The organism is Stenotrophomonas terrae, from assembly GCF_039674165.1.
Taxonomy (GTDB): domain Bacteria; phylum Pseudomonadota; class Gammaproteobacteria; order Xanthomonadales; family Xanthomonadaceae; genus Stenotrophomonas; species Stenotrophomonas terrae_A.
This window is the reverse complement of record NZ_JBDJMY010000036.1, coordinates 18379-44523: the sequence shown is the minus strand read 5'-3', so window position 1 is coordinate 44523 and position 26145 is coordinate 18379. Positions and strand designations below refer to the sequence as shown.

The 26145-nt window shown below is 65.0% G+C and carries 21 protein-coding genes; 19 read left to right on the top strand and 2 right to left on the bottom strand.

All coding sequences use genetic code 11. From position 1 onward, the window contains the following. The 17 genes from ABE493_RS14440 to ABE493_RS14360 form a co-directional block, all read left to right on the top strand. Positions 1 to 1266: fimbria/pilus outer membrane usher protein (locus ABE493_RS14440; RefSeq protein ID WP_346499607.1), on the top strand; the 1266-nt coding region annotated here is incomplete at its 5' end. Beyond that, positions 1254 to 2273, top strand: coding sequence for a Csu type fimbrial protein (locus tag ABE493_RS14435; RefSeq protein ID WP_346499606.1), 1020 nt, complete (start codon positions 1254 to 1256; stop codon positions 2271 to 2273). The genes ABE493_RS14440 and ABE493_RS14435, both read left to right, overlap by 13 nt. A gap of 312 nt (positions 2274 to 2585) precedes the next feature. Further along, complete coding sequence (rpsB, locus tag ABE493_RS14430) at positions 2586 to 3395, top strand: 30S ribosomal protein S2 (RefSeq protein WP_346499605.1); 810 nt, start codon at positions 2586 to 2588, stop codon at positions 3393 to 3395. A 134-nt stretch (positions 3396 to 3529) separates the two neighbouring features. Further along, a complete protein-coding gene (gene tsf, locus ABE493_RS14425) occupies positions 3530 to 4408 on the top strand; it encodes a translation elongation factor Ts (RefSeq protein WP_346499604.1) in 879 nt (292 codons plus the stop codon). A gap of 160 nt (positions 4409 to 4568) precedes the next feature. Further along, entirely contained in the window at positions 4569 to 6074 is a 1506-nt protein-coding gene (locus ABE493_RS14420; RefSeq protein WP_346499603.1) for a GGDEF domain-containing protein, read from the top strand. Positions 6075 to 6183: 109 nt separating this feature from the next. After that, positions 6184 to 6912, top strand: a complete 729-nt coding sequence (gene pyrH / locus ABE493_RS14415; protein ID WP_057628490.1) for a UMP kinase — start codon at positions 6184 to 6186, stop codon at positions 6910 to 6912. A gap of 75 nt (positions 6913 to 6987) precedes the next feature. After that, positions 6988 to 7545 (top strand): ribosome recycling factor, encoded by a 558-nt coding sequence (gene frr, locus ABE493_RS14410; RefSeq protein ID WP_346499602.1) that lies wholly within the window; start codon positions 6988 to 6990, stop codon positions 7543 to 7545. 3 nt (positions 7546 to 7548) lie between these two features. Next, positions 7549 to 8322, top strand: a complete 774-nt coding sequence (gene uppS, locus ABE493_RS14405) for a polyprenyl diphosphate synthase (RefSeq protein ID WP_346499601.1) — start codon at positions 7549 to 7551, stop codon at positions 8320 to 8322. Next, positions 8319 to 9137 carry a phosphatidate cytidylyltransferase gene (locus ABE493_RS14400; RefSeq protein ID WP_346499600.1) on the top strand — a complete coding sequence of 273 codons (819 nt, stop codon included), beginning with the start codon at positions 8319 to 8321 and terminating at the stop codon, positions 9135 to 9137. The genes uppS and ABE493_RS14400 overlap by 4 nt, the downstream gene beginning before the upstream one ends. Before the next feature lie 2 nt (positions 9138 to 9139). Further along, the gene (locus ABE493_RS14395) at positions 9140 to 10333 is read left to right on the top strand and encodes a 1-deoxy-D-xylulose-5-phosphate reductoisomerase (RefSeq protein WP_346499599.1); all 1194 of its coding nucleotides are present in this window, start codon (positions 9140 to 9142) and stop codon (positions 10331 to 10333) included. A gap of 26 nt (positions 10334 to 10359) precedes the next feature. Continuing rightward, the gene (rseP, locus tag ABE493_RS14390) at positions 10360 to 11718 is read left to right on the top strand and encodes an RIP metalloprotease RseP (RefSeq protein ID WP_346499598.1); all 1359 of its coding nucleotides are present in this window, start codon (positions 10360 to 10362) and stop codon (positions 11716 to 11718) included. Between the two features lie 71 nt (positions 11719 to 11789). After that, positions 11790 to 14255 carry an outer membrane protein assembly factor BamA gene (gene bamA, locus ABE493_RS14385; RefSeq protein ID WP_346499597.1) on the top strand — a complete coding sequence of 822 codons (2466 nt, stop codon included), beginning with the start codon at positions 11790 to 11792 and terminating at the stop codon, positions 14253 to 14255. 359 nt (positions 14256 to 14614) lie between these two features. Next, positions 14615 to 15637, top strand: coding sequence for a UDP-3-O-(3-hydroxymyristoyl)glucosamine N-acyltransferase (gene lpxD, locus ABE493_RS14380; RefSeq protein WP_346499596.1), 1023 nt, complete (start codon positions 14615 to 14617; stop codon positions 15635 to 15637). Beyond that, positions 15634 to 16092 carry a 3-hydroxyacyl-ACP dehydratase FabZ gene (gene fabZ / locus ABE493_RS14375; RefSeq protein ID WP_346499595.1) on the top strand — a complete coding sequence of 153 codons (459 nt, stop codon included), beginning with the start codon at positions 15634 to 15636 and terminating at the stop codon, positions 16090 to 16092. Before lpxD ends, fabZ begins: the two co-directional genes overlap by 4 nt. 18 nt (positions 16093 to 16110) lie before the next feature. Next, the gene (gene lpxA / locus ABE493_RS14370; protein ID WP_346499594.1) at positions 16111 to 16902 is read left to right on the top strand and encodes an acyl-ACP--UDP-N-acetylglucosamine O-acyltransferase; all 792 of its coding nucleotides are present in this window, start codon (positions 16111 to 16113) and stop codon (positions 16900 to 16902) included. Further along, on the top strand, positions 16899 to 18119 hold the full coding sequence (gene lpxB / locus ABE493_RS14365; protein WP_430980791.1) for a lipid-A-disaccharide synthase: 1221 nt from the start codon (positions 16899 to 16901) through the stop codon (positions 18117 to 18119). Before lpxA ends, lpxB begins: the two co-directional genes overlap by 4 nt. Before the next feature lie 29 nt (positions 18120 to 18148). Continuing rightward, the gene (locus ABE493_RS14360; protein ID WP_430980792.1) at positions 18149 to 18775 is read left to right on the top strand and encodes a ribonuclease HII; all 627 of its coding nucleotides are present in this window, start codon (positions 18149 to 18151) and stop codon (positions 18773 to 18775) included. Between the two features lie 16 nt (positions 18776 to 18791). Here the strand turns inward: ABE493_RS14360 and ABE493_RS14355 are convergent, their stop codons facing one another. Together ABE493_RS14355 and ABE493_RS14350 are read right to left on the bottom strand one after the other, a co-directional pair. Continuing rightward, positions 18792 to 19130 (bottom strand): hypothetical protein, encoded by a 339-nt coding sequence (locus tag ABE493_RS14355; RefSeq protein WP_346499592.1) that lies wholly within the window; start codon positions 19128 to 19130, stop codon positions 18792 to 18794. 166 nt (positions 19131 to 19296) lie between these two features. Beyond that, positions 19297 to 21531, bottom strand: a complete 2235-nt coding sequence (locus ABE493_RS14350) for a winged helix-turn-helix domain-containing tetratricopeptide repeat protein (RefSeq protein ID WP_346499591.1) — start codon at positions 21529 to 21531, stop codon at positions 19297 to 19299. Between the two features lie 145 nt (positions 21532 to 21676). On the opposite strand from ABE493_RS14350, the gene ABE493_RS14345 reads away from it, so the two are divergent. Next, positions 21677 to 22324 (top strand): hypothetical protein, encoded by a 648-nt coding sequence (locus ABE493_RS14345; RefSeq protein WP_346499590.1) that lies wholly within the window; start codon positions 21677 to 21679, stop codon positions 22322 to 22324. A 211-nt stretch (positions 22325 to 22535) separates the two neighbouring features. Beyond that, positions 22536 to 26126: a DNA polymerase III subunit alpha gene (gene dnaE, locus ABE493_RS14340; RefSeq protein WP_346499589.1), complete on the top strand. Its 3591-nt coding sequence runs from the start codon at positions 22536 to 22538 to the stop codon at positions 26124 to 26126. Positions 26127 to 26145 lie beyond the last annotated feature (19 nt).

Here is a 26145-nt window from a genome sequence, read left to right as displayed (position 1 = left end):
ACCCGGGCGACCCAGGCCGTTGTGGCCCGCACCGTGCGGGGGGCGGGCGTGGGCGGGGCGGCCCGGGGGGGGCGCCGCGCCGGGGTGCTCGATGCCTCCTTCAGTGGCAGCCAAGCCAACGGCCAAGGCGGCAACCAGCGCACCCTGGGCTATCAATGGAATGCAGCGGGCTTCAGTATTTCGGCCCGCACCCAGCGCCGCAGCCGGCAGTTCGTCGACGCGCCGGCGCACCTGACCCGGTCACTGCAATCGCGCCGCAGCGATCAGCTGTTTGTCGGCTTCGGCACCGCGCGCAGTGGTCAGTTCAGCCTCAACTACATCCTGCAGGACTATCCCGGCAGCCCGCGCACCCGTCTGCTTGGCGCGGGCTGGTCGCGAAGCCTGCGTGACCATGCCTGGGTCAGCGCCCAGTTCAATCGCGACCTGGGCAGGCAGGGCATGGACAGCGCCAACCTGTATGTCTCCGTACCGCTGGATCGCCGCACCCAGCTCAGCACCTCGCTGCGCCACGGTGCCGATGGCGACGTGCTGGCGGTGGAAGCCAACCGCAGCCAGCCGCTCGACAGCGGTGGCTGGGGCTGGCGGGTGCAGACCCGCATGGGCGCGCAACGCAGCCAGAGCACCGAACTCAATCACCTGGACGAACACGGCCGCTGGCGTTTCGGTGTTGATCATGACAACACCGTGGGCACGCTGGCCTATCTGCAGGGCACCGGCAGTGTTGCCTGGTTCGGCAGCGGCCTGCACATGCTGCGTCGCGCCGACGACGCCTTCGCGCTGGTTTCCACCAATGGCATGCCCGGGGTGCCGGTGCGTCTGGAGAACCGCCTGGTCGGCAGCACCGATGCGCACGGCGAACTGCTGGTGGCGCCCCTGCGTGCCTGGCAGCGCAATCTGCTCAGCATCGACCCGCTGGCGCTGCCCTTGGATGTGCAGGTCGACGTGGTGCAGCAGCAGGTGGTGCCGGCTGCGCGCAGCGGTGTGCGCGCCAGGTTTCATCTGCAGCCCAGCCAGCCACTGGACCTGCGCATCCTCGGCCCGGACGGGCACTGGCTGCCCGCCGGCACCGAGGCCGTGGTTGAACGTGACAATCGCCGCCTGGCCGTCACCGTGATCGGCCATGACGGGCAGCTTTACCTGGGCAGCGCGCCAAGCGGTGCGCGATTGCGCATCCGCCATGCCGGCGGGGAATGCGTGATTGCCCTTCCCGACACAGCCACCACCGCTCCCTCAGCGCCCACCGAGCCCTTGCAATGCCGACCTTGAACGCGCGCATTCCCCCCCGGCAGCCCAGCCACCGCTTCCCGTTCACGCTGCTGCTTGCCCTGCTGCTTTGGCTGCCGTTGCTGGCCGAAGCACAACAATCGTGCCGGGTGGTCAGCTCGACGCTGATGGATTTCGGTACGGTCTCCACTGCGGGTAACACTGACGCCTCGGCCAATTTGTCCATCAGCTGCCAAGGCCTCCCCGGGGTGCCGGTGCAGGTGACGGTCTGCATCTTCGTCGAAGAGGGTTTCCCATCGGGCATGGCGCCTCGCCGCATGGGCAACAACGCTGGCGCCTTCATGGCGTATGACCTGTATGCCAATGCCGCACGCACCCAGCTCCTTGGCCCGTTCGGGCGCAACTACGATATTTTCTACACCTTCCTGTCCCTGCCGATCATCGGGTCTGCGCAGTACAGCCTCAGCGTCTACGGTCGTGTGCCGCCCGGCCAGAACCTGCCTGCGGCCTACAGGTACGAGAACGCAATGAGCCAGGGTTTGCTGCGTTACGTCTTTGCTGCCCCATTTGCAGGCGCATCCTCTGGAGAGAACTGCAGGGATGGGGTGGCGCCCATTTTCGGCAGCGCCGGCCAGAGCACGTTCACATTTGGCGAGGCCCAGGCCCACGTTGCCGACAACTGCGTCATCAACCTGGCCAGCGACCTTGATTTCGGCACCGTCTCCCAAGGCGACGCCCCACGTGACGCCACTGCCCTGATCCAGCTGCGCTGCGCCACCGATACCGACTGGTTTGTGACCCTTGGCACCGGACTGAACCCCACCTCCAGCGGTAATCGACGGATGGTCTCCAACGGCAACTTCCTGCCGTACGCCCTGTACAGGGACCGGGCCTTGCTGCTTCCCTGGGGGAGTACGCAGCTCAATGCCGTTGCTGATTCAGGAGACAATGAAGACGTCTCGCTCACGGTCTATGGCCGGGTGGTCCCACAACCGGCGACGGTACCCGGCAGCTATAGCGATACGATCACAGTCACCCTGACTTATTGACGCCCATTCAGCAGGCCCCGGCGCCGCGCCCACGGGCCAAATTGCGCCCAGGCCGGGCAACGGCTATACTTCGCCGGCTTTGTTGGGCCCCTGGCCCCTCGAAACACGCTGACACCGGGCGCCACCGGTGAATCCTCACCTGTCGCCCCCATCCGTGCCGGGGTGCCCTGTCAAACAGGGTTCGGCCACGGAGGCAACAGGGAAGCCCAACCCCGGAACTGTTTGCGCACTCTTATAAGAAGTCGCGCATCGCAGCACGATCCCAACAAACCGGACGCGCGCGGTGTCAGTTCCACCATCAGGAGTTTTGCAATGCCCCAGATCACCATGCGTCAGATGTTGGAAGCCGGCGTCCACTTCGGCCACCAGACCCGTTACTGGAACCCGAAAATGGGCCAGTACATCTTTGGCGCCCGCGGCAAGATCCACATCATCAACCTGGAAAAGACCGTCCCGCTGTTCAACGATGCGATGAACTTCATCTCGTCCGTTGCCCAGAAGCGCGGCACCATCCTGTTCCTGGGCACCAAGCGCAGCGCACGCGAATCCATCAAGGAAGAAGCAGAGCGTTGCGGCATGCCCTTCATGAACCAGCGTTGGCTGGGCGGCACCCTGACCAACTTCGCCACCGTGAAGAAGTCGGTTGCCCGCCTGAAGGAACTGGAAGCCGGTGAATCCGACGGCACCTTCGACAAGCTGGTCAAGCACGAAGTGCTGGGCCTGCGTCGCGAGCGTGACAAGCTGGAAGCCTCGCTGGGCGGCATCAAGGAAATGAACCGTCTGCCCGACGCCATCTTCGTCATCGATATCGGTCACGAAGACATCGCCATCAAGGAAGCCAAGAAGCTCGGCATCCCGGTGATCGCCGTGGTTGATACCAACTACAACCCGGAACTGGTCGATTACGCCATCCCGGGCAACGACGACGCCATCCGCGCTGTGCAGCTGTATGCCCGCGCCGCTGCTGACGCCGTGCTGGAAGGCAAGGCCGCTACTCCGAACGCCGCTAACGTGCGCGAAGAAGAGTTCGCCGACGCCCCCGCTGCCGAAGAAGCCAAGCCGGCCCGTCGCGCTCCGGCCAAGAAGGCTGCAGCCACCAAGGGTGACGAGGCTTCGGCCTGATCCACCCCGGCGGGCGCAGTCACTGCGCCCGCTCCCCCTGTACCGGCGCCAATGGTGCCGACTGCTGACAGGGCTGCGTAACAACGGCCGGCCATCATGGCCGGCCTACCCCTTTCTATTGATGAGGTAATTCCATGGAAATCACTGCTTCCCTGGTCAAGGAACTGCGCGAGCGCACTGGCGCCGGCATGATGGAGTGCAAGCGCGCTCTGTCCGAGACCAACGGCGACATCGACGCAGCGGCCGAAGCCCTGCGCAAGTCCGGCGCTGCCAAGGCCGACAAGAAGTCCGACCGTGTCACCGCTGAAGGCCGCGTTGGCGTTGCCAGCGAAGGCGGCAAGGCTGTGCTGGTCGAAGTGAACTCGGAAACCGACTTCGTTGCCAACGACGTCAACTTCAAGGCGTTCGTCGACGCCGTCGCCGCTGCCGCCCTGGCATCTGGCGCCGCCGACGTTGAAGCCCTGAAGTCGGTCAAGCTGGCCAGCGGCGAAACCGTCGAAGAAACCCGCGCCACCGCGATCCAGAAGCTGGGTGAAAACATCCAGATCCGTCGCCTGGTCAAGATCGACGGCGCCAACACCGTTGGCACCTACGTGCACAGCAACGGCAAGATCGGCGTGCTGGTCGAACTGGCTGGCGGCAACGCCGAGCTGGCTTCGGGCCTGGCAATGCACGTGGCCGCGATGAACCCGCCGCACAACAAGGCTGCCGACGTTCCGGCCGACTTCGTTGCAAAGGAAAAGGAAATCGAGCTGGCCAAGATGAGCGAAAAGGAAAAGGCCAAGCCGGCTGACATCCTGGAGAAGATCATCAGCGGCAAGATCAACAAGATCATCAGCGAAGTGACCCTGTACGGCCAGAACTACGTGCTGGACAGCGACAAGACCGTTGAGCAGGCCGTCAAGGCCGCTGGCGGCGACGTTGTCGGTTTCCAGCGTCTGGCTGTCGGTGAAGGCATCGAGAAGGTGGTGGAAGACTACGCCGCCGAAGTTGCCAAGGCGATGCAGGTCTAAGCACCCGCTGCCTGAAGCACCTGAAAAAGCCGCGGATTCCGCGGCTTTTTCTTTTATCGCAAGGCAACCACGCCATTGCACTCCCGGCACTGGACTACAGCACGCCTTCTTTGCTTAAGGCATCCTGTATGCTTGAACCACTGCCGCCTGCTTCCTTGACATGTCTCCCGAGCTTACTGCAGCCCTGTCCCTCTGCCGCAACCTGCCCTCGCCACCGGCCATCGCTGTCCGTTTGATCGAGCTTGCGCAGGATCCGGAAACCGACATCGCCAGCGCTGCGGATGTGATCGCGTTGGACATGGGCTTGAGCGCACGCATGATGCGCATCGCCAATTCCCCGCTGTACGCCAGCCGCCGCCGCATCGAGAACCTCGGCCAGGCATTGACCATGCTCGGCCTCAACGCCACCTTGCAGCTGGCGCTGGGCTTCAGCCTGTCGCGCGCCCTGCGCGAGGACCAGAACCACGCAAACCAGCTGGACGCGATCTGGCGGCGCAGCATCCTCAGCGCGTTGGCCGCACGCTACTTGGGCCTGGCACGCAATGTGCGCCGCGTCGAAGAACTGATGCTGGCCGGGCTGCTGCAGGACATCGGCATCCTGGCGCTGCTGCAGCTGCGCAGCGACAGCTACCCGGAGCTGCTTGCAAGCGCCGACAACAACGACGCACTACTGGCCCGCGAACGCACCATCCTGGATTGCAGCCACGCCGATATCGGCGCCGAGCTGTGCGAACAATGGGGCCTGCCCGCGTATCTGGTAGATGCCATCCGCCACAGCGAAGCACCGGCCGAGCCGGCCGATCTGTTCGAGCGTTGTGTCGCCCTGTCCGGAAGCATTGCCGAAATCTGGCTCAGCCAGGACACCGACCTGGCCCGCGACACAGCCCTGCGCCTTGTCCATGCGCAGCTGCAGATGGACAGCAGCCAGTTCGAGCAGGTGCTGCAGCAGGTCAGCCAGATGCTGCCAGAAATCAGCGCCCTGTTCGATGTCCCGGTGCCGTCCCCGGCGCGCATCACCTACCTGCTGGACCACGCCAGCGAACTGATGGCGCTGCGCAACCTGCGCGAGCTGCAGGACGCCAGCGCCTCCAAGCGGCGCGCCGATGATTTTGAACAACAGGCGCGCCGACTGGCCGAACAAGCCCACCTGGATGCACTGACCGGGCTGTTGAACCGGCGCCAGCTGGAAGTGGTTCTGGCGCAGGAATTCGACCGCGCCGGCCGCGCCGACCGGCCCTTGTCGGTGGCCTTCATCGACCTGGACGATTTCAAGAAGATCAACGACCAGCATGGCCACCTGGTCGGCGACCAGGTGCTGCAGGCTTTCGCCAGCCTGCTGCAGGGCCAGCTGCGCGGCAGCGATACGGTGGCCCGCTTCGGCGGCGAGGAATTCGTGGTGTTGTTCCCAGGCACCAACGAGCAGACCGCACTGGAAGTGATCCGCCGCGTACTCGGCGCGATCACCCAGACCCCGATCGTCACCGTCGCCGACACGCCCTTGCACGTCACCTTCTCCGCAGGCGTCGCCACCCATGGTGCCTACGAGCGCTTCACCGACATGCGCGACCTGCTCAAGGCTGCCGACGATGTGCTGTACCGCTCCAAGAACCTCGGCCGCAACCGGGTAATTGCCCGCGCACCGGACCCGCACCCCACCGCCTGCTGAACCGCGGAGCGATTGAGGCGCAGTTTGTCGCTGCATTGCAACAATAGATGTCACCTGAAACTGCGGCATCCGTTAGAATTCCCGCGTTTTCCAGCCATCTGAGGTCACCATGTCCAAACCCACCTACCGCCGCATCCTGTTGAAACTTTCCGGGGAGGCGCTGATGGGGGATGAGGACTACGGCATCGACCCCAAGGTGATCAACCGCCTGGCCCATGAAGTCATCGAGGCCCAGCAGGCCGGCGTTGAAATCGCGCTGGTGGTTGGCGGCGGCAACATCTTCCGCGGCGCAGGCCTGGCGGCTGGCGGCATGGACCGGGTCACCGGCGACCATATGGGCATGCTGGCTACCGTCATCAATGCCCTGGCCATGCAGGACGCGCTTGAAAAGGCCGGCGGCAAGGCACGGGTGATGAGTGCGATCAAAATAAATGATGTGTGCGAGGACTACATCCGCCGCCGCGCCATCCGCCACCTGGAAAAGGGCCGCCTGGTCATTTTCGCCGCCGGCACCGGCAACCCTTTCTTCACCACCGATTCGGGCGCCGCGCTGCGTGCGATCGAGATCGGCGCGGACCTGCTGCTCAAGGCCACCAAGGTCGACGGCGTCTATGACAAGGACCCGAACAAGCACGCCGATGCGGTCCGTTACGAGAGCCTGAGCTATGACCAAGTCATCAGCCAGGGCCTGGAAGTCATGGACACGGCCGCCTTTGCCCTGGCCCGTGACAGCGACCTGCCGCTGCGCGTTTTCGACATGAGCCAGCCCGGCGAACTGCTGAAAATCCTGCACGGCGAGCATATCGGCACCCTGGTGCACGGCCGCGACGCACACTAAACCCCGCTTCCGGCACGGTGGGCAGGGGTAATCGCCTATAATCGGCCGGTTCTAGAAACATCCAGGATTCGGCCGATGATCAACGATATCAAGCAAGATGCGCAGGCGCGCATGACCAAGAGCATCGACGCTCTGCGCCATACCCTCACCACCATCCGCACGGGCCGCGCTTCGCCGGCGCTGCTGGATGGCATCAAGGTCAAGGCCTACGGCACCGATACGCCCCTGAACCAGGTGGCCAGCATCAGTGTGTCCGAAGGCCGTTCACTGGTGATCACCCTGTTCGACAAGGGCATGATCAAGGAAGTGGAAAAGGCCATCTATGCCTCCGACATCGGCATCACCCCCACCACCATGGGCACCGTGATCCGCCTGAACCTGCCGCCTCTCACCGAAGAGCGCCGCAAGGAACTGGCCAAGTCGGTCAGCAAGGAAGGCGAAGAAACCAAGATCTCCATCCGCAACATCCGCCGTGACGCCAACCAGGAAGTAGCCAAGCTGCTCAAGGACAAGGCGATCACCGAGGATGACGACCGTCGCAGCCAGGAAGACATCCAGAAGCTGACCGACAAGGCGATCAAGGACGTCGACGAAGTGGTCAAGCTCAAAGAACAGGAATTGATGGCGGTCTGAGGCGTGTCCTCCGTCCCGCATAGCGACACAGCCGCCGCAGCCGTGCCTGGCCACATTGCCATCATCATGGATGGCAATGGGCGCTGGGCGCAGCAACGGCGGCGTCCGCGCATGATCGGCCACCGCGCCGGTGCCCGCGCGGTCAACCGCACCATCGATTTCTGCCTTGAACGTGGCGTCGGCGCACTGACCCTGTTTGCGTTCTCCAGTGAAAACTGGGGCCGCCCGCAGGAAGAAGTGGATTCGCTGATGAAGCTGTTCCTTGGCGCCCTGGACCGCGAGGTGGATGAACTCCACCGTCGTGGCGTACGCGTGCGCTTCATTGGCGACCGCAGCCGCTTCGCGGCCAGCATCGCCCAGCGCATGGACAAGGCCGAGCAGCGCACCGCGGGCAATACCGCGATGACCCTGAGCATTGCTGCCAGCTACGGCGGCCGCCAGGATATCGCCGCGGCCGCGCGCGCCCTGGCCGAACAGGTTGCCGCCGGCACCTTGTTGCCGGAGCAGATCGACGAGCAGGCCCTGGGCCAACACGTCGCCTTGGCCGACATGCCGCCACCGGACCTGTTCATCCGCACCGGTGGCGACACCCGCATCAGCAATTTCCTGTTGTGGCAGCTGGCCTACAGCGAGCTGTGGTTCACTGACGTGCTATGGCCGGATGTAGACGCGGCCGTCCTTCAACAGGCGCTGGAGGACTATGCCGGGCGCGAACGCCGCTTTGGCCTGACCAGTGCCCAGATCGCCGCCAACGCGGCACCGAGCGCACACTCATGACCAAAACCCGTGTGATCGCAGCGCTGATCATGGCCCCCGTGGCGATCTGCGCCATCCTGTTCCTGCCCTCGCAATGGCTGGCCGCCGCCGCCGCGCTGGTATTCCTGACCGGCCTGTGGGAGTGGCTCAGGCTCACCGGCGTGGTTGGCCTGCCGCGCACCGTACTGGTGGTGCTGAACCTGCTGCTGATGGTGCTGCTGGTCTGGGCTTCGGCCGGCAGCATGGTGTTGTTCCAGCTGGCAGCGCTGGTCGGCGTCGGCTTCTGGCTGCTGGCCCTGCTCTGGCTGCGCTTCTTCGACTTCGGTGCGCATGAGGAAAGCAGCGCGCGCATGCTGAAGCTGGCCGCCAGCACTCTGGCGATCATTCCGGCCTGGGCCTCACTGGTGCTGATCCACGCCGGGCCCAATGGCCACCTGTGGCTGCTGACCGCATTGACCCTGGTCTGGGCGGCTGATTCTGGCGCTTACTTTGCCGGCCGCACCTTCGGCAAGCACAAGCTGGCGCCCCGCATCAGCCCCAACAAGACGATTGAAGGCCTGCTCGGCGGGCTGGTTGCCGGCCTGCTCACCGCTGGCGTGTTCGGCTGGTTTGCCGGGGTGCAGATGTCGCAGTTCGGCTGGCTGATGCTGGTCAGCGCCGTCGCGGTACTGGCCTCGGTACTGGGCGATCTGTTTGAAAGCCTGCTCAAGCGCCATGCCGGCGCCAAGGACTCGGGCCACATCATTCCCGGCCACGGCGGCGTGCTGGATCGCATCGACGGCGTGCTTGCAGCCCTGCCGGTGTTTGCGCTGGGCAAGGAAATCTTCGGTTTCTGAACATGTCCACCTCTCGCTTACGTCAGGTCGCCATCCTTGGCGCCACCGGTTCCATCGGCACCTCGGCGCTGGATGTGATCGCCCGCCACCCGCAGCAGATGCGCGCCAGCGTATTGGCCGCGGGCAGCAATGTGGATGCCCTGCTCGCGCTGTGCCGCCAGCATCGCCCCGACCATGCCGCCATCGCCGAGCCCGCGCTGTTCGCGCGCCTGCGGGATGGGCTGAAGGACGCAGGCCTGGCGACCGAGGCCCACGCCGGTCACGCCGCGATTGATGCGCTGGCCGCCAGCGACCACGCCGACACGGTGATTGCCGCCATCGTCGGTGCTGCCGGCCTGTCCTCGACGCTGGCCGCCGCCCGTGCCGGCAAGCGCCTGCTGCTGGCCAACAAGGAGTCGCTGGTCCTGGCCGGCGAACTGCTGACCCGCGAGGCAGCCGACGCCGGCGCCGAGATCATCCCGATCGACAGCGAACACAACGCCATCTTCCAATGCCTGCGCTCACGCGATGCGCGGCTGGAAGCCGGCGTGCGTCGCATCATCCTGACCGCCTCCGGCGGCCCGTTCCGTGGGCGCAGCCGCGCCGAGCTGGAAGCGGTGACCGTGGCGCAGGCCGTTGCCCACCCGAAGTGGTCGATGGGGCCGAAGATCTCGGTCGATTCGGCGACGTTGATGAATAAAGGCCTGGAAGTCATCGAGGCCCACCACCTGTTCAACGTGCCCGCTTCGCGCATTGACGTGCTGGTGCACCCGCAGAGCCTGGTGCACTCGCTGGTCGAGTTCATCGACGGCTCAACCCTGGCCCAGCTTGGCCTGCCGGACATGCGCACCACCCTGGCAGTAGGCCTGGGCTGGCCACAGCGGATCGAATCCGGCGTCGCCGGGCTGGATCTGTTGACTCAGGGCCGGCTGGATTTCGAAGCGCCGGACATCGACGCCTTCCCCTGCCTGCGCCTGGCCTGGCAGGCGATGGAGGCCGGCGGCAGCGCCCCGGCCATCCTCAACGCCGCCAACGAAGTGGCTGTTTCAGCGTTTCTTCAGGGGCGCATAGGCTTCCTGTCGATCCCTGCGCTGGTGGAGCACACCCTGTCCACCCTGCCTTACGTGGCGGCCGATACACTGGACGCCCTGCTGGCAGCCGATGCCCAGGCCCGCCATATCACCGAAACCGCCATCGCCCGCCTGCCGAATGTCTGATCCCACCCTACAACCGAGCTGCGCCCATGGCTGACTTTTTGGGGTCTGTGTGGTGGATGATCGTCAGCCTTGGCGTGCTGGTGACGTTCCATGAATTCGGCCATTACTGGGTTGCCCGCCGCTGCGGGGTAAAGGTACTGCGCTTCTCGGTGGGCTTCGGCAAGCCGCTGTGGAGCCGCCGCAACCGCAACGGTACCGAATTCGCCATCGCCGCCATCCCGCTCGGTGGCTACGTGAAGATGCTCGACGAACGCGAGGTCGAGGTCCCGGCCGGTGAACGCGCGCTCGCCTTCAACAACAAGACCGTCTGGCAGCGCATCGCCATTGTGGCTGCCGGCCCGATTGCCAACCTGATCCTGTGCATCGCCCTGCTCTGGGCGATGTTCGTGATCGGCCGCCAGGACTACTCGGCCACCATCGGCCGCACCACCGGCATGGCCGCGCAGGCCGGTTTTGTCGCCGGCGACCGGGTGCTGGCGGTCGAAGACCGCAGCGTCGACACCTGGGCCGAGGCCAGCATGGCCTTCACCACGGCTGCAATGGACCGCCAGGATGCGCATGTACGCGTGCGCGACGCGCTGGACAACGAGCGCACCCGGGTGCTGCCGCTGTCGCAGCTGCCTGCCGGCTTCGATGAACGCCAGGTGCCGGTACAGGCGGGTTTCATCTGGCAGTTCTGGCTACAGCCGGCGCGGATCGACTCGGTGTCGGCGGATTCGGCCGCCGCCAATCTGCTGCAGCCCGGCGACCTGATCCTGGCCGTGGATGGGCAGCGCGTGGACAGCGCCGACCAGGTCACGCCGCTGATCCAGCAGCTTGGCCAGCGTGGCGGCCCGGGCATGATCGAGGTCGAACGCGGCGGTGACCGTCTTGCACTGGAGCTGACTCCCCAGGCCGGGCAAGGCCCGGACGGCAAGCCGCGCTGGTTGATCGGCGTGGGCTTCGCCACCGGCCAGACCCCCGCCTACGACGCCCGCCAGCAATACGGCGTACTGGCCGCTTTCCCGGCCGCCGTGCGCGAAACCGGCAAATTGGCCAGCGATTCGCTGGGTATGATGCGGCGCATGCTTACCGGGGCGGCCTCGGTCAAGAACATATCCGGGCCGATCACCATTGCCCGGGTGGCCAACGCCTCGGCTGAACGCGGGGTGGACTGGTTCCTGTATTTCCTGGCTTTGCTGTCGCTGAGCCTGTGCATCATCAACCTGTTGCCCATCCCCGTCTTGGACGGCGGGCACCTGCTGTATTACCTTATCGAGTTGGTCAAGGGCAGCCCGCTTAGCGAGCGTGCCATGGCTGCCGGCCAATACATCGGTCTGGCGCTGTTGGCCGGGTTGATGGGACTGGCGTTCTACAACGACATTCTCAGCCTGGTCCCGCGATGAACTTTTTCCCGTTGTCGTCGTCTTACGCCGGCACCCACGCATTATCGAAATCGACTCCAACCGGACGTGATATGACGCGACTTCCCAATCGCCGCTTGCTGGCCCTCGCACTTGCTGCTGGTCTGGCCCTGCCTGTGCTCGCACAGGCAGCCGAGCCCTTTACCGCCAGCGACATCCGCGTGGACGGCCTGCAGCGCATTTCCTCCGGCACCGTATTCACCTACCTGCCGGTGGAACGCGGCGACGTGGTTGACGACGCCAAGACCGGCGACACCATCCGTGCGCTGTACAAGACCGGCTTCTTCGAAGACGTGCAGCTGGACCGCCAGGGCGACATCCTCGTCGTCACCGTCAAGGAACGCCCGGCGATCAACAAGTTGACCGTCACCGGCAACAAGGACATCAAGAGCGAGCAGCTGCTCAAGGGCCTGAGCGACATCGGCCTGAGCGAGGGCGGCACCTTTGACCGCCTGAGTCTGGACCGGGTGACCCAGGAGCTGCGCCGCCAGTACAACGACCGTGGCAAATACAACGTGGAAATCACCCCGACGGTGAGCCCGCTGGACCGTAACCGCGTCGACGTTGCCATCGCCGTCAAGGAAGGCAAGGCGGCCAAGATCCGCCACGTCAACCTGATCGGCACCGAGAAGTTCCCGGCCGAGGACATCCTGGACCTGTGGGAATCCAAGGAGCACAACTGGGCTTCGTGGTACCGCCGCGACGACCAGTACTCCAAGGAAAAGCTGTCCGGCGACCTGGAAAAGCTCAACTCCTGGTACCTGGACCGTGGCTACGTCGATTTCAGCATCGACTCCACCCAGGTCTCGATCAGCCCGGACAAGCGTGACATGTTCGTCACCGCCGGCGTGACCGAGGGCGAGCAGTACAAGATTTCCGACATCAAGGTCACCGGCGACACCGTCCTGCCGCAGGAAGACGTGGAGAAGATGGTCATCCAGAAGAGCGGCGATACCTTCTCGCGCGCCCTGCTGGAGTTCAGTGCCGACGGCATCACCAACAGCCTGTCCAACGTTGGCTATGCCTTCGCCAAGGTCAACCCGATCCCGACCAGCAACCGCGCCGACCGTACCGTGGCGGTGAACATGCAGGTCGTGCCGGGCCCGCGCGTATCCGTGCGCCGCATCGTGTTCAAGGGCAACTCGCGCACCAGCGACGAGGTCTTGCGCCGTGAAATGCGCCAGTTCGAGAACAGCTGGTACTCGCAGGCCGCGATCGACCGTTCCAAGATCCGCCTGCAGCGCCTGGGCTACTTCGAGTCGGTCGACGTCGAGACCCAACCGGTCACCGGCAGCAACGACCAGGTCGATGTGGTCTACAACGTCAAGGAAACCACCTCGGGCAGCTTCGTGTTCGGCCTGGGCTATTCGCAGTCCTACGGCATGACCACCTCGGTGCAGCTGTCGCAGAACAACTTCCTCGGCGGCGGCAACCGCGTGTCGGTCGAAGCGTCGCGCAGCAGCTATCTGCAGCGCTATGGCTTCTCCTACACCAACCCCTACTTCACCGACGACGGCGTCTCGCTGGGCTACAACCTGTCCTGGCGCGAGCTCGATTACTCGGACTTCAACACCGCCCAGTACAACAGCACCAACGGTTCGGCGCAGGTGGTGTTCGGCATTCCGATCACCGAGAACGATGCGTTCTCGCTGATGTTCGGCATCGACAGCAACCAGATCACCACTTACTCGGGCTATACGCCACAGTCGATCATTGATTACATCGATGCGGTCGGCACGCGTACGTTCCACTCCTGGCGTTCGGAGCTGGGCTGGGCACGCGACACCCGTAACGATTACTTCATGCCGACCCGCGGCACCTACCAGCGCCTCGGCCTGGAAACCACGCTGCCGGGTTCGACGGTGGAGTACTACAAGCTCAGCTACCAGTTCTCCAAGTACTGGCCGATCATCCCGTCGCTGGTCATCAATACGCGTCTGGAACTGGGCTACGGCGACTCCTACGGCAGCGACAAGGTCCGTGATATCTGCTGGAACGACATCCCGGGCACCCCCGGTACGCCGGCCACCGGTACCACCCCGGCCGTACCTGGTACCTATCCCACCACCGAGGTGGTCGACTGCGGCACCAACCCGACCGCCAACCACCGCCAGGTGCGCGCGACCGGCCTGCCGTTCTTCGAGAACTTCTACGCCGGCGGCACCAACTCGGTGCGCGGCTTTGAAGACAACACCCTGGGCCCGCGCTCGGAAATCATCGGTGGCTATTACAACGGCCAGCCGCTGGGTGGTTCGGTGAAGACGGTCGGCTCGATCGAAGCCTACTTCCCGAAGCTGTTCGACAGCCCGTCGGCGCGCGTTTCGGCGTTCTTCGACTTCGGCAACGTCTACAACGGCACCAAGAACTTCAAGGCCAACGAACTGCGCGCTTCGGCCGGTGTCGCCCTGCTGTGGCGCGCCCCGGTTGGCCCGATCTCGATCAGCTATGCCTTCCCGTTGAAGAAGGAAGACGGCGATGAGATCGAGCGCCTGCAGTTCACCTTTGGTGGTCAGTTCTAAATAGAACTGACCCGCTCACCCGGGGTGAAGCCCCGGGTACCGAAGATTGCGCCATGGCGCAATCTTCGGGCGCGGTTCGGTCTTCCGATTCCCCGCGCCTGTCGGCGCGCCCCCTTTACCAAAGGGGGCTTTACACCAGATTTACCGCCTCAGCCGGCCCCGGGAAGCGAATCATTCCCGGGGTTTGTTTTTAAGGGTCCCGCGCTTGCACTCCGCGGAAACTGACTTTCGTGGCAACGCTGCGCACCCTCCAGAACACCTGCACTTTCGGGCCCCTCGCCCACCCGCTGCCCTTGCCTCGCAAGGGTGATAACGTCCGCTCGCATGACCGCCATCGGCGCAAACGGTAAACTTGCTGCGTGAATACTCCTACCTATACCGCTCAGGAACTTGCCGACCGTTTCGGCCTGCAGGTGCACGGCGACCCGTCGGTTGCCATCCATGGCGTCGCCACACTGGCCCACGCCGGCCCAGGGCAGCTGACGTTCCTGGCCAATCCGCGCTACCGGGCACAGCTGACCGACAGCAAGGCGTCAATCGTGCTGCTGCGCGCCGATGACGCCGAGGCTGCACCGGGCACCGCCTTGATCGCCAAGGACCCGTACACCACCTTCGCCAAGATCGGCGCACTGTTCGAGACCGTGCCAGTACGCGAGCCCGGCATCCACCCCAGCGCGGTCATCGACCCCAGCGCGACGGTGGCGGCCAGCGCGCATATCGGACCGCACGTCTGCATCGGCGCGCGCAGTGTGATCGGCGAAAGCTGCATCATCGGCGCCGGCAGCATCATCGGTGACGACTGCGTGGTCGAGGCCGGCAGCGAACTGCTGGCCCGCGTCACCCTGGTTGCCCGGGTCAAGCTGGGCAAGCGCGTACGCATCCATCCCGGTGCCGTGCTCGGCGCCGAAGGCTTCGGCCTGGCGATGGACAACGGCCACTGGATCAAGGTGCCGCAGCTGGGCGGCGTTCGCATCGGCGACGACTGCGAAATAGGCGCCAATACCTGCATCGATCGCGGCGCACTGGAAGACACCACGCTGGACGAAGACGTGCGCGTGGACAACCTGGTGCAGATCGCACACAACGTACAGATCGGCGCACACAGCGCCATCGCAGGTTCCACCGGCATTGCCGGCAGCGCCAAGATCGGCCGCTACTGCCTGCTCGGCGGTGCGGTGGGTGTCGTTGGCCATCTGGAAATCTGCGACCACGTCGTCATCACCGGCAAGTCGGTGGTGCGCAATTCAATTACCGAACCGGGCGAGTACTCGTCCGGCACCCCATTGACTGACAACCGCACGTGGCGCAAAAACGCCGCGCGCTTCAAGCAGCTCGATTCGCTGGCACGGCGCATCCTGGCTGTGAGCAAGGAGAAAGAATGAACGCACCACTGCAGATGCCCATCGACGTCAACACCATCCAGACGTTGATCCCGCACCGCTATCCATTCCTGCTGGTCGACAAGGTCGTCGACCTCGATGTGGAAGCCAAGCGCATCATCGCCCACAAGAATGTGACCATCAACGAGCCCTACTTCCAGGGTCACTTCCCGGGCCAGCCGATCATGCCGGGCGTGCTGATCATCGAAGCGCTGGCGCAGGCCGGTGGTGTGCTCACCCAGCTCAGCCTGGGCCGCGACGCGCAGTCCAAGCTGTTCTACCTGGTCAAGGTGGACAACGTGCGCTTCATGAAGCAGGTCGTGCCCGGTGATGTGCTGGAACTGCACGTGCAGGTCAAGCGCATGATCCGCAACATGGCGGTCTACTACGGCGAAGCCAAGGTGGACGGTGAAATCGTTGCACACGCCGAAGTGCTGTGCGCCGGCACCCGCGAATAACCTGGCTGGAGCAACCCGATGAGCGACAGCGCCCCTCTGATTCACCCTACCGCGGTCATTGACCCTTCGGCCAAGCTCGGCCAAGGCGTGCGCGTGGGTGCATTCACCCTGATCGGCGCCGATGTCGAAATCGGCGACGGCACCGAAGTGGGCCCGCACTGCAGCGTCCACGGCCCGACCCGGATCGGCCGCGACAACCGTTTCATCGGCCATGTCGCCGTCGGCGGCGAGCCGCAGGACAAGAAGTTCGGCGGCGAACGCACCGAGCTGGTGATTGGCGACCGCAATGTATTCCGCGAGTTCGTCACCCTCAGCCGCGGCACTGTCGGCGGCGGTGGTGTCACCACCATCGGCAACGACAACTGGATGCTGGCCTACGTGCATGTCGCCCATGACTGCCATGTGGCTGATCACTGCGTGTTTTCCAACAACACCACGCTGGCTGGGCATGTATCGGTCGGCAACTGGGTGATCATCAGCGGCTTCGCCGGTGCACACCAGTTCTGCCGCATTGGCGATCATGCCTTCCTCGGCATGGGTGCATTGGTCACCGGTGACATCCCGCCGTTCACCATGGTCGGCATCGACGGCCACGGCCGGCCGCGCGGCATCAACAGCGAAGGCTTGAAGCGTCGCGGTTTCGATGCCGAACGGATCAGCGCGATCAAGCGCGCCTACCGCACCATCTACGTGGCCGGCGTGCCGCTGGCCGAAGCCAAGCTGGCCTTGGCCGAGCAGGCGCTCAGCAGCGATGACGTCAAGCAGATGCTGGACTTCATCGAGCACGGCGAGCGCCCGCTGCAGCGATGATGAGCACCGCAACCCGGGATACAGGCTTTGCCGCAGGCCGCAGGCCGCGCATCGCGCTGGTGGCAGGTGAAGCCTCGGGCGACCTGCTTGGCGCGGGCCTGATCAAGGCGTTGCGTGCACGCTACCCCGATGCCGAATTTGCCGGTATCGGCGGCGATGCGATGCGCAATGCCGGCTGCGAAACCTGGTTCGACGCCAGCGAACTGGCGCTGATGGGTCTGGCCGAAATCCTGCGCCACCTGCCGCGCCTGCTGAAACTGCGCAAGGCATTCCGGCAGCGCGTGCTCGACTGGCAACCGGATGTATTCATCGGCATCGACGCACCGGATTTCAATCTTGGCGTGGAGAAGTGGCTCAAGCAACGCGGCCTGCGCACCGTGCACTACGTCAGCCCGTCGGTCTGGGCCTGGCGCGAGAAGCGTGCGGAGAAGATCGGCGCCAGCGCCGACATGGTGCTGTGCCTGTTCCCGATGGAACCACCGATCTACGCTCGTCACGGCATCGATGCACGCTTCGTCGGTCACCCGATGGCCGACGAGATCCCCTTGCACAGCGACCGCGAGCAGGCGCGCCAGGCGTTGGGCATTCCCGAACACGCCAAGCTGCTTGCGGTGCTGCCCGGCAGTCGCCTTGGCGAAGTGAGCCGGCTCGGCCCGCCGTTCTTCGCCGCGGCCTGGCAGTTGTGCGAGCAAGACCGCAACCTGCACATCGTCGTACCTGCGGCCAATGCCAAGTGCAAGGCCTTGATCAGCGAGCAGATCCGCGCCGGCGCCCTGCCCAGCGCGCGCGTCCACCTGCTCGATGGCAAGGCGCGTGAAGCAATGACCGCCGCCGATGTGGTGATGCTGGCCTCCGGCACCGCCACCCTGGAAACCATGCTGGTCAAGCGCCCCATGGTGGTGGGCTACCGCGTGGCCGAGCTCACCTACCGCATCGTCAAGGCGCTGGGCCTGATCAAGGTCAACCGCTACGCCTTGCCCAATGTGCTGGCAGGCAAGGACCTGGCGCCGGAGCTGATCCAGCACGACTGCACCCCGGACAGGCTGGCCGCCGCCGTGAGCCATTGGTTCGAACATCCCGAACAGGTTGACGGCCTGCAGGCCGACTACCGCCAGCTGCACCAGCAACTGCGCCAGGATGCCTCGGCACGCGCGGCGGTGGCCATCGCCAGCCTGCTGCAGCCTGCGAACCGGCCCGCCAAGGGACCTGCACCGTGAAGCGTGCGCGCCCGACGCCGGGTGAGTCGCTGATCGGGCAAGCCTCGCTGTTCTCCCCCGCAGCAATCGCCGACCCCGAATTCCGCCTGCATGCCGGCGTCGATGAAGCCGGTCGTGGACCACTGGCCGGGCCCGTCGCTGTGGCAGCGGTGGTATTCGATCCACAGCGGCCACGCCTCAATGGCCTGGACGACTCCAAGGCGCTGACCGCACTGCGCCGCGAGCAGCTCTACGACCGCATCATCGAGCGTGCTCTGGCCTACAAGATCATCATGGTCGACGTGGCGCAGATCGACAGCCTCAACATCTTCCAGGCCACCATGCAGGGCATGCGCCTGGCGGTGGAAGGCGTGGCGCATGTAGCGCGCTTGGCCCGCATCGACGGCAACAAGATTCCCAAGGGCCTGCCCTGCCCGGCCGAGGCACTGATTGGCGGCGATGCACTGGACCGCAGCATCATGGCCGCCTCCATCCTGGCCAAGGTCAGCCGCGACCGCTACATGCTGGAACTGCACCAGCAGCATCCCGAGTACGGCTTCGACCAGCACAAGGGCTATGGCACGCCGTTGCATATGGCCGCACTGCGGGCACATGGCCCGTGCCCGCAGCACCGTCGCAGTTTCGCCCCGGTCCGTGCCTGCCTGGAACCTTGCTGAGGCCGCGCCTTGCCGCTCAACGCGGCATGATCTTGATACCTGGATCGAGGTGATGTGAGCCGATACGCACGTCGTATTTGATATCGCTTTCGGCGCTCACTTCCTTGGCGGTGATCAGTACTTCCTGTCGCCGGCCCATGCGCTGGGAAAGGAAATCCTTCTGCCCATCACTTCCCGCCACGCCTTGACGTGCGGGATCCACCGGTGACTCGGCGAACGCCAACTCGAAGGGCTCCAGCGCATTCTCCGCAGTGCGCCACAGCACCCGGGTTCCGCTGCGTACCACACAGGTTTCCGGCGTTATGACCGGCCCTCCCGGGCCAAGCACCACGTCTACGTAAACCAGCTTGAGCATTTGTGCCGGCGGGCTCGCCGGACACGGTACAGGCTCGCTTGGCGGTGCTGCCGGCAGCGTGCAGCAAGCCGCAACACCCACGGAAAGAACAACACAGACCCACACTCTGTAGTTCATGACGACAACTCCTCGATGAGGTCCGCCGCCCCGGACAGGAAAAACCGGTTCACTCCCGCCGCTCTCCATTGCCTACCGCCGCATAGCGCTGCAATGACAGCAGTGCATCGATGCGCTGTTGCGGAATGCCCTGCTTCAACGCGGTCTCAACACAGCCATGCGCGCCAGGCCGGTCGCCGAGCAGGGTCAGTGTCTGCGCACACCACAGCGCGACCTCGGCTGTCTGCGTGCCCAGCGTACGCGCCGCCTGCAGATCGGCCAGCGCGCGCGCACGTTCGCCAAGATTGGCCCGGTACCAGGACAGCACCGCCAGCGCGTAGGCATCGTCGCGGCGCACATCCACGTATTGCTGGGCCAGATGCGCCGCGCGCAGATAGGGCGCCTGCGCCTGCGCAGCGGTAGCCGGCGCAGCGGCCAACGCATCGGCCAGATTGCCCCAGTGCAGATAGTCTTCCGGCTCCAGCATGGTTGCCTGCTGGAACAGTTCAGCGGCGAGTGCGTACTCGCCATGATCGAATTTCATCGTGCCGAGGTTGGTCAACGCACCGGCATTGGGCTCGATAGACAAGGACATGTTGAACGCGTGCCCGGCCTGCACGGTGTCGCCCTGGGCCAGATACAAGCCGCCCAGGCTGCCCCACAAGCGACTGTCCTCCGGCTGCAGCACGGTGGCGGTGACAAACGCATCTATCGCCTTGGGCACATCGCCGCGCAGCCAATGGTGGTAGCCGAGCAGGCGGAAGATCTGCGCATCGCTGGGCCGCGCCGCGATCGCCTGCTGGAAGGCCTGCAGGGCCTGTTTCTCCTGGCCGAGCGCGGCATAGGTGCGGGCCTGCCCGACCAGCCCATCGGCGCGCAGTGCCGGGTCGTCGATGACCTGCTGGTAAAGCCGCAGCGCTTGTTCGTTCTGGCCACTGACCCGGGCGATTTCCGCCATCGCCAGGCTTACCTCGCGCAGATCCGGGTCCATTGCCTGCGCCCGCGCGCAGGCCTGTCGCGCGCGGGTAAACGCCTCCGCGTCGCTGACCCCTTCCAGGCGCGCGATCTGCGCGCGGCAGATGCCGGCCTGCGCTCGCGCAAAATGCGGGTCGATCGCCAACGCCTGGGTAAACGCCGCCATTGCCCGCTCATTGCCGGCCTCGCCAACGGGGCGTTGCAACAACGCCAGCCCACGCAGATAGGCGTCGTAGGCGTTGACGTCGTTGGTCGGGGTAAGCCGCTGGGCGATCCCGGATGTTTTCCCCGGCAGATGACCCAGCAAGGCGTGCACCACCTTGTTGGCTATCTCGCCCTGCAGCGCGAACACATCATTGATCTGGCGATCATAGGTTTCCGCCCACAGGGTGAAACCGGTATTCGTATCGGACAGCCGCGCACTGATCCTTACCCGCCCACCCTCGCGGCGCACACTCGCATCGAGCAAGGTCGCCACTCCCAGCCGCTGCCCGATCCGCCGCACATCGTCGCCTTCGGCGTCGCCATTGCCCGCGGCGGTGAGCTGCCGCGCTGCCACTTTCAAGCCGGGCACATTGGTCAGCGCATCGTGCATCTCCACCGCCAGCCCATCGGCAAAATAGCGATCGTCGGCAAAATAGCGATCGGCCGCATCATCGCTGAGGCTGCTGAATGGCATGACCGCGATGGAAGCACCGGCCACCACCGGACTGCGGCTCCACCACCAAACTGCAGCGACCAGCAGCATCAGCAACAGCAAGCCGGCGCCGATCAGCAATGCCCGCGACCGCAGCCACGTCGGCAACGACAGCCGCGGTGCCTCCCGCCACCATTGCAGAAACCGGTGCCGTGGCAACGGTTCGCGCGGCGGGTCCGCTTCGGCGGTGGCCTCCGCATTCAACTCAGTCGTGGCGTCGGCACCGGCCACATCTGAATCGGCGACCGGCGGCGCAGCCGAGGCTTCGACAGCGGCTGGCTCCGGCGGCAGCAAGGTGCCGATGAAGCGATAGCCCAAGCCATGTTGGGTCTGGATGTAGCGCGGCTCGTGCGAATGGTCATCCAGCGCGGAACGCAACTGGGCGATGGCCCGGGTCAGTACGCCCGGAGTGACATGTCGGTGGCCCCAGACCGCATCAAGCAGTTGGTCGCGCACCAGCAATTCATCGGCGTGACGAAGCAGCAGCAACAACACCGCGAACGCTTTGGGCTCCACCGACAGGAACTTGCCGTCACGGCTGAGCGTATGCGCCACCGTGTCCACCACGATGCCGTCAAAACGATAGCGATGGAGCAATTGACCTGTGTCACCAGGGTCTTCGACCGCACCCATCGGCAAGCCCTCATGAATTCCTCAGAAACCAGCGCAATGACTGTCTGAAGGCTCCGCCTGCCATCATGACCAATGCTACGCCCAAGCGGATGCTGGCGCTGCGTCCCACCTTCACGGACGCCCCTCCCCCCGCAGGAGCAACACCATGTACGCCATCCCCGACTCCCGCCTTCCGCTGCCGCAGGTATTGGACCGGTTCCCGTCCGGCGTCCCGCACCGCCGCAATCACGTCAACGACTATTTGTTGGTTCCGCGTGAAGTCGAATACTTCAACGGCTTCCTGGCGCTGCTGGGCCGCGCGCAACCGCCGCTGCAGACCGACCAGCTGGCCACCGCCGCCCGCAGCCTGAACGACGTTGCCTCAGGCGACGTGCCGTCGCCGTGCATCCAGCAGCGGATACGGCACGCCCATCTGCTGGAACAGCTGCTGCAGGACCGCGACTGGGAGCCCAACGCCGATATCAGCCGCGAACTCAAGCTGGTGGTTGCCTATCTTCATGCCAGCCGGCAACTGATCCCCGACACCGTCCCGGGCGTAGGCCATCTGGACCTGGCCATCGTGATCGACACCGCCTGGCCGAAACTGGCCACCGAGGTCGCCAACTTCGTCGACTACCAGCGCCTGCGCCACCTGGAGGCCGAACGCCAGGGCCGCAGCGACGATGCGATCACCTTCAACCGCAGCAGCTGGCTGGAGCTGCGTGAGATCGAAGCCCGGCTGCATGAGCACCAGCGCAGGGTCCGTGAAGGCAGCTATGCACCTGAACCGTTTACCTACTTCCGCATCCACTGACCGCAACACCCTCCGGCCCCAGCCAGAACGACCGCGCGCATGCTGGGGCCCCACGGGCCGGGCGTTGCCGGCACTGCCGCCAACGCCGGCGCAAGGCTGGCGGCCTGCTGGCAGGGGCCAGGCGCCGGGCCGGCGAGCGCGGCGGGGCATGTCAAGCCTTGCCCCACCCCGCCCCCGTCGCTACCCTGCATCGGCATAACTCTGGCCCCGCATGTCTACTTCTTCCCGTTTCGTCCATCTCCACGTCCACACCGAATTCTCGATGGTGGACTCCACCATCCGCGTGCCCGCCAAACCGGATCAGGCTGATCCGAAGAAGGCCAAGCAACCCAACCTGCTCAGCCGTTCGGTCGAAATGAAGGCGCCTGCGCTGGCGGTCACCGACCTGAACAACCTGTTCGCGCTGGTCAAGTTCTACAAGGCCGCCGAAGGCGTGGGCATCAAGCCCATCGCCGGTGCCGACCTGCTCATTGCTGAGGAAGGCCAGGACCCCTGGCGCATGACCTTGCTGTGCCGCGACCGCGAAGGCTATCTGAGCCTGTCGCGGCTGCTGACCCGCGCGTGGATGGAAGGCCACCGCAACGAAGGCGGCGTCGCCGTGCATCCGCAATGGCTGAAGGACGGCTGCAAGAACCTGTTTGCACTGGCCGGCCGCCACAGCCTGGCCGGGCGCCTGGCCGCCGAGGGCCGCCACGATCTGGCCGAGCAGCAGCTCGCCGACTGGCAGCGCGTATTCGGCGATGGCCTGCATCTGGAACTGACCCGCACCAAGCGCGATGGTGAAGAAGCCTTCAACCAGTTCGCGCTGATGGCTGCCGGCCAACGTGGCTTGCCGGTGATTGCCAGCAACGATGTGCGCTTCCTGTCGCCCAATGATTTCGAGGCGCACGAAGCGCGCGTCTGTATTTCCACCGGCCGCGTGCTCGACGACCCCAAACGGCCGCGCGAGTACAGCCGCGAGCAATACCTGAAAACGCCGGAACAGATGTGCGAGCTGTTCGCCGACATCCCCGACGCCATCGACAACACGCTGGCGCTGGCCGAGCGCTGCAACGTCGAGATGCGGCTGGGCACTTACTTCCTGCCCAACTACCCGGTGCCCGACGATCAGACCCTGGACACCTGGATCCAGAAGATCTCGCGCGACGGCCTGGAAGAACGCCTGCAGGTGCACCCGCTGGCGGCCGGCATGACCCGCGAGGATTACAACGCGCGGTTGGAGTTCGAGCTCGACACCATCATCAAGATGGGCTTCCCCGGCTACTTCCTGATCGTTGCCGACTTCATCCAGTGGGGCAAGAACCAGGGCATTCCGATCGGCCCCGGCCGTGGTTCCGGTGCTGGCTCGCTGGTGGCCTGGGCGCTGAAGATCACCGATCTGGACCCGCTGCCCTACAACCTGCTGTTCGAGCGCTTCCTCAACCCCGAACGCGTGTCGATGCCCGACTTCGACATCGACTTCTGCATGGACCGCCGCGACGAGGTGATCGACTACGTCGCGCGCAAGTACGGCCGCGAGCGCGTCAGCCAGATCATCACCTACGGCACCATGGCGGCCAAGGCAGTGGTGCGTGATACCGGCCGCGTGCTGGGCTTCCCGTACGGCCTGGTCGATGGCGTTTCCAAGCTGATTCCCAACATCCTGGGCATCCACCTGAAGGATGCACTGGGCAAGGGCAAGGAAGGCGCGAATTCGGAAATGGCCTCGGCCGAGCTGATCCAGCGCTACGAATCCGAAGACGACGTCCGCGACCTGATCGATCTGGCCCTGCAGCTGGAAGACCTGACCCGCAACGCCGGCAAGCATGCCGGCGGCGTGGTGATCGGGCCGGAGCCGCTGAGCGAGTTCTGCCCGCTGTACGCCGAACATGACGAAGGCGGCATCGGCCGCAATCCAGTCACCCAGTTCGACAAGAACGACGTCGAAGAAGTGGGCCTGGTGAAGTTCGACTTCCTCGGCCTGCGCACGCTGACCATCATTGATTGGGCGGTGAAGGCGATCAACAAGCGCCACGAGCGCGCCGGCATTCCGCCGGTCGATATCGCCCACATCCCGCTCGACGATGCCCCGACTTACAAGGACATCTTCGCCAACGGTAATACCGGTGCAGTGTTCCAGTTCGAATCCTCGGGCATGCGCCGCCTGCTGAAGGACGCGCGGCCCGACCGCTTCGAAGACCTGATTGCGCTGGTGTCGCTGTACCGTCCCGGCCCGATGGACCTGATTCCCTCCTTCAACGCGCGTAAGCACGGCCAGGAAGAAATCATCTATCCCGATCCGCGCACCGAAGCCATCCTGAAAGACACCTACGGCATCATGGTGTACCAGGAGCAGGTGATGCAGATGGCACAGATCGTCGGCAACTACTCGCTGGGCGGCGCCGATCTGTTGCGCCGTGCGATGGGCAAGAAGGTGCCGGCGGAGATGGCCAAGCACCGCGAGATCTTCCGCGAAGGTGCGGCCACCGGCGGCGTCGACGGCCCCAAGGCCGACGAAATCTTCGACCTGATGGAGAAGTTCGCCGGCTACGGTTTCAACAAGTCGCATGCTGCGGCCTACGCACTGGTCAGCTACCAGACCGCCTGGCTCAAGCGTCATTACCCGGCCGAGTTCATGGCCGCGACGCTGTCCTCGGACATGGACAACACCGACAAGGTGGTGGGCTTCCTGGCCGAGGTGAAGAACCTCGGCCTGACCGTGCTGCCGCCGCGCGTCAACGACTCGGCCTATATGTTCGAGGCGGCCAACGCCGACACCATCCGCTACGGCTTGGGTGCGATCAAGGGCGTCGGCCAGGGCGCGTGCGAAGCCGTGGTCGAACAACGCGAGCGCGGCGGCGAATATGCCTCACTGCTGGATTTCTGCGCGCGCGTGGAGTCGGGCAAGCTCAACCGGCGCACGCTGGAAGCCATGATCAACTGCGGCGCCTTCGACGGCGTCGGCAAGAACCGCGCAACCCTGGCCTTGCAGCTGCCGGAGGTGATCAAGGCCACCGAGCAGATCGCGCGCGAAAAAGCCTCCGGGCAGAACTCGCTGTTCGGCGCACCGGACCCGGTCACCACCGCCAGCCAGCTTGACCTGCCCGAGAGCAAGGAATGGCCGCTGGCACAGCTGCTCAACGGCGAGCGCGAAACGCTGGGCTTCTATCTCAGCGGCCACCCGTTCGACCCGTATGCCGATGACGTCAAGGAACTGGTCGGCACCGACCTCGGCGGCCTGGACAAGCTGATTGCACCAGCCTTCCCCTCCAAGGACGGCGAGAAGCGTGCCTGGCGCCAGGAATCCCCGGTGATCCTGGCCGGCATGGTCATTGGTGTACGCCGCAAGGGCGACAGCCAGGTCTTTGTGACGCTGGAAGACGGCAAGGGCCGGGTTGAATGCAGCGCGTTCTCCGATGGCTTGGCCGAGTTTGGCCATCTGATGACCAAGGACCGCATCCTGGTGGTCAAGGGCGGCCTGCGCGAGGACGAGTTCAATGGCGGCTATGCCCTACGCATGCGCCAGTGCTGGGACTACGAGCAGCTCTGCGCCGACCACGCCCTGCGCTTGTCGATGCGCGTCGATGGCCGTGGCGGCCCGATCTGGCAGCGTATCGACGCGCTGCTGGCGGCGCACCGCCCCGGCCGCACGCCGTTGCGGCTGGACCTGCTGCTCAACGGCAAGCCGGGCAGCATCGCCGGCATGCTGGACCTGGGTAGCAGCGGCTCGGTACGGGTCACGCCCAAACTGCTGGACGCCCTGCGTGAAGATCCGGCCGTACGCCGGGTCAAGGTCAAGTACAGCCCGCCTTGGGCCAACTGATTGTCCGGACGGACGCGTA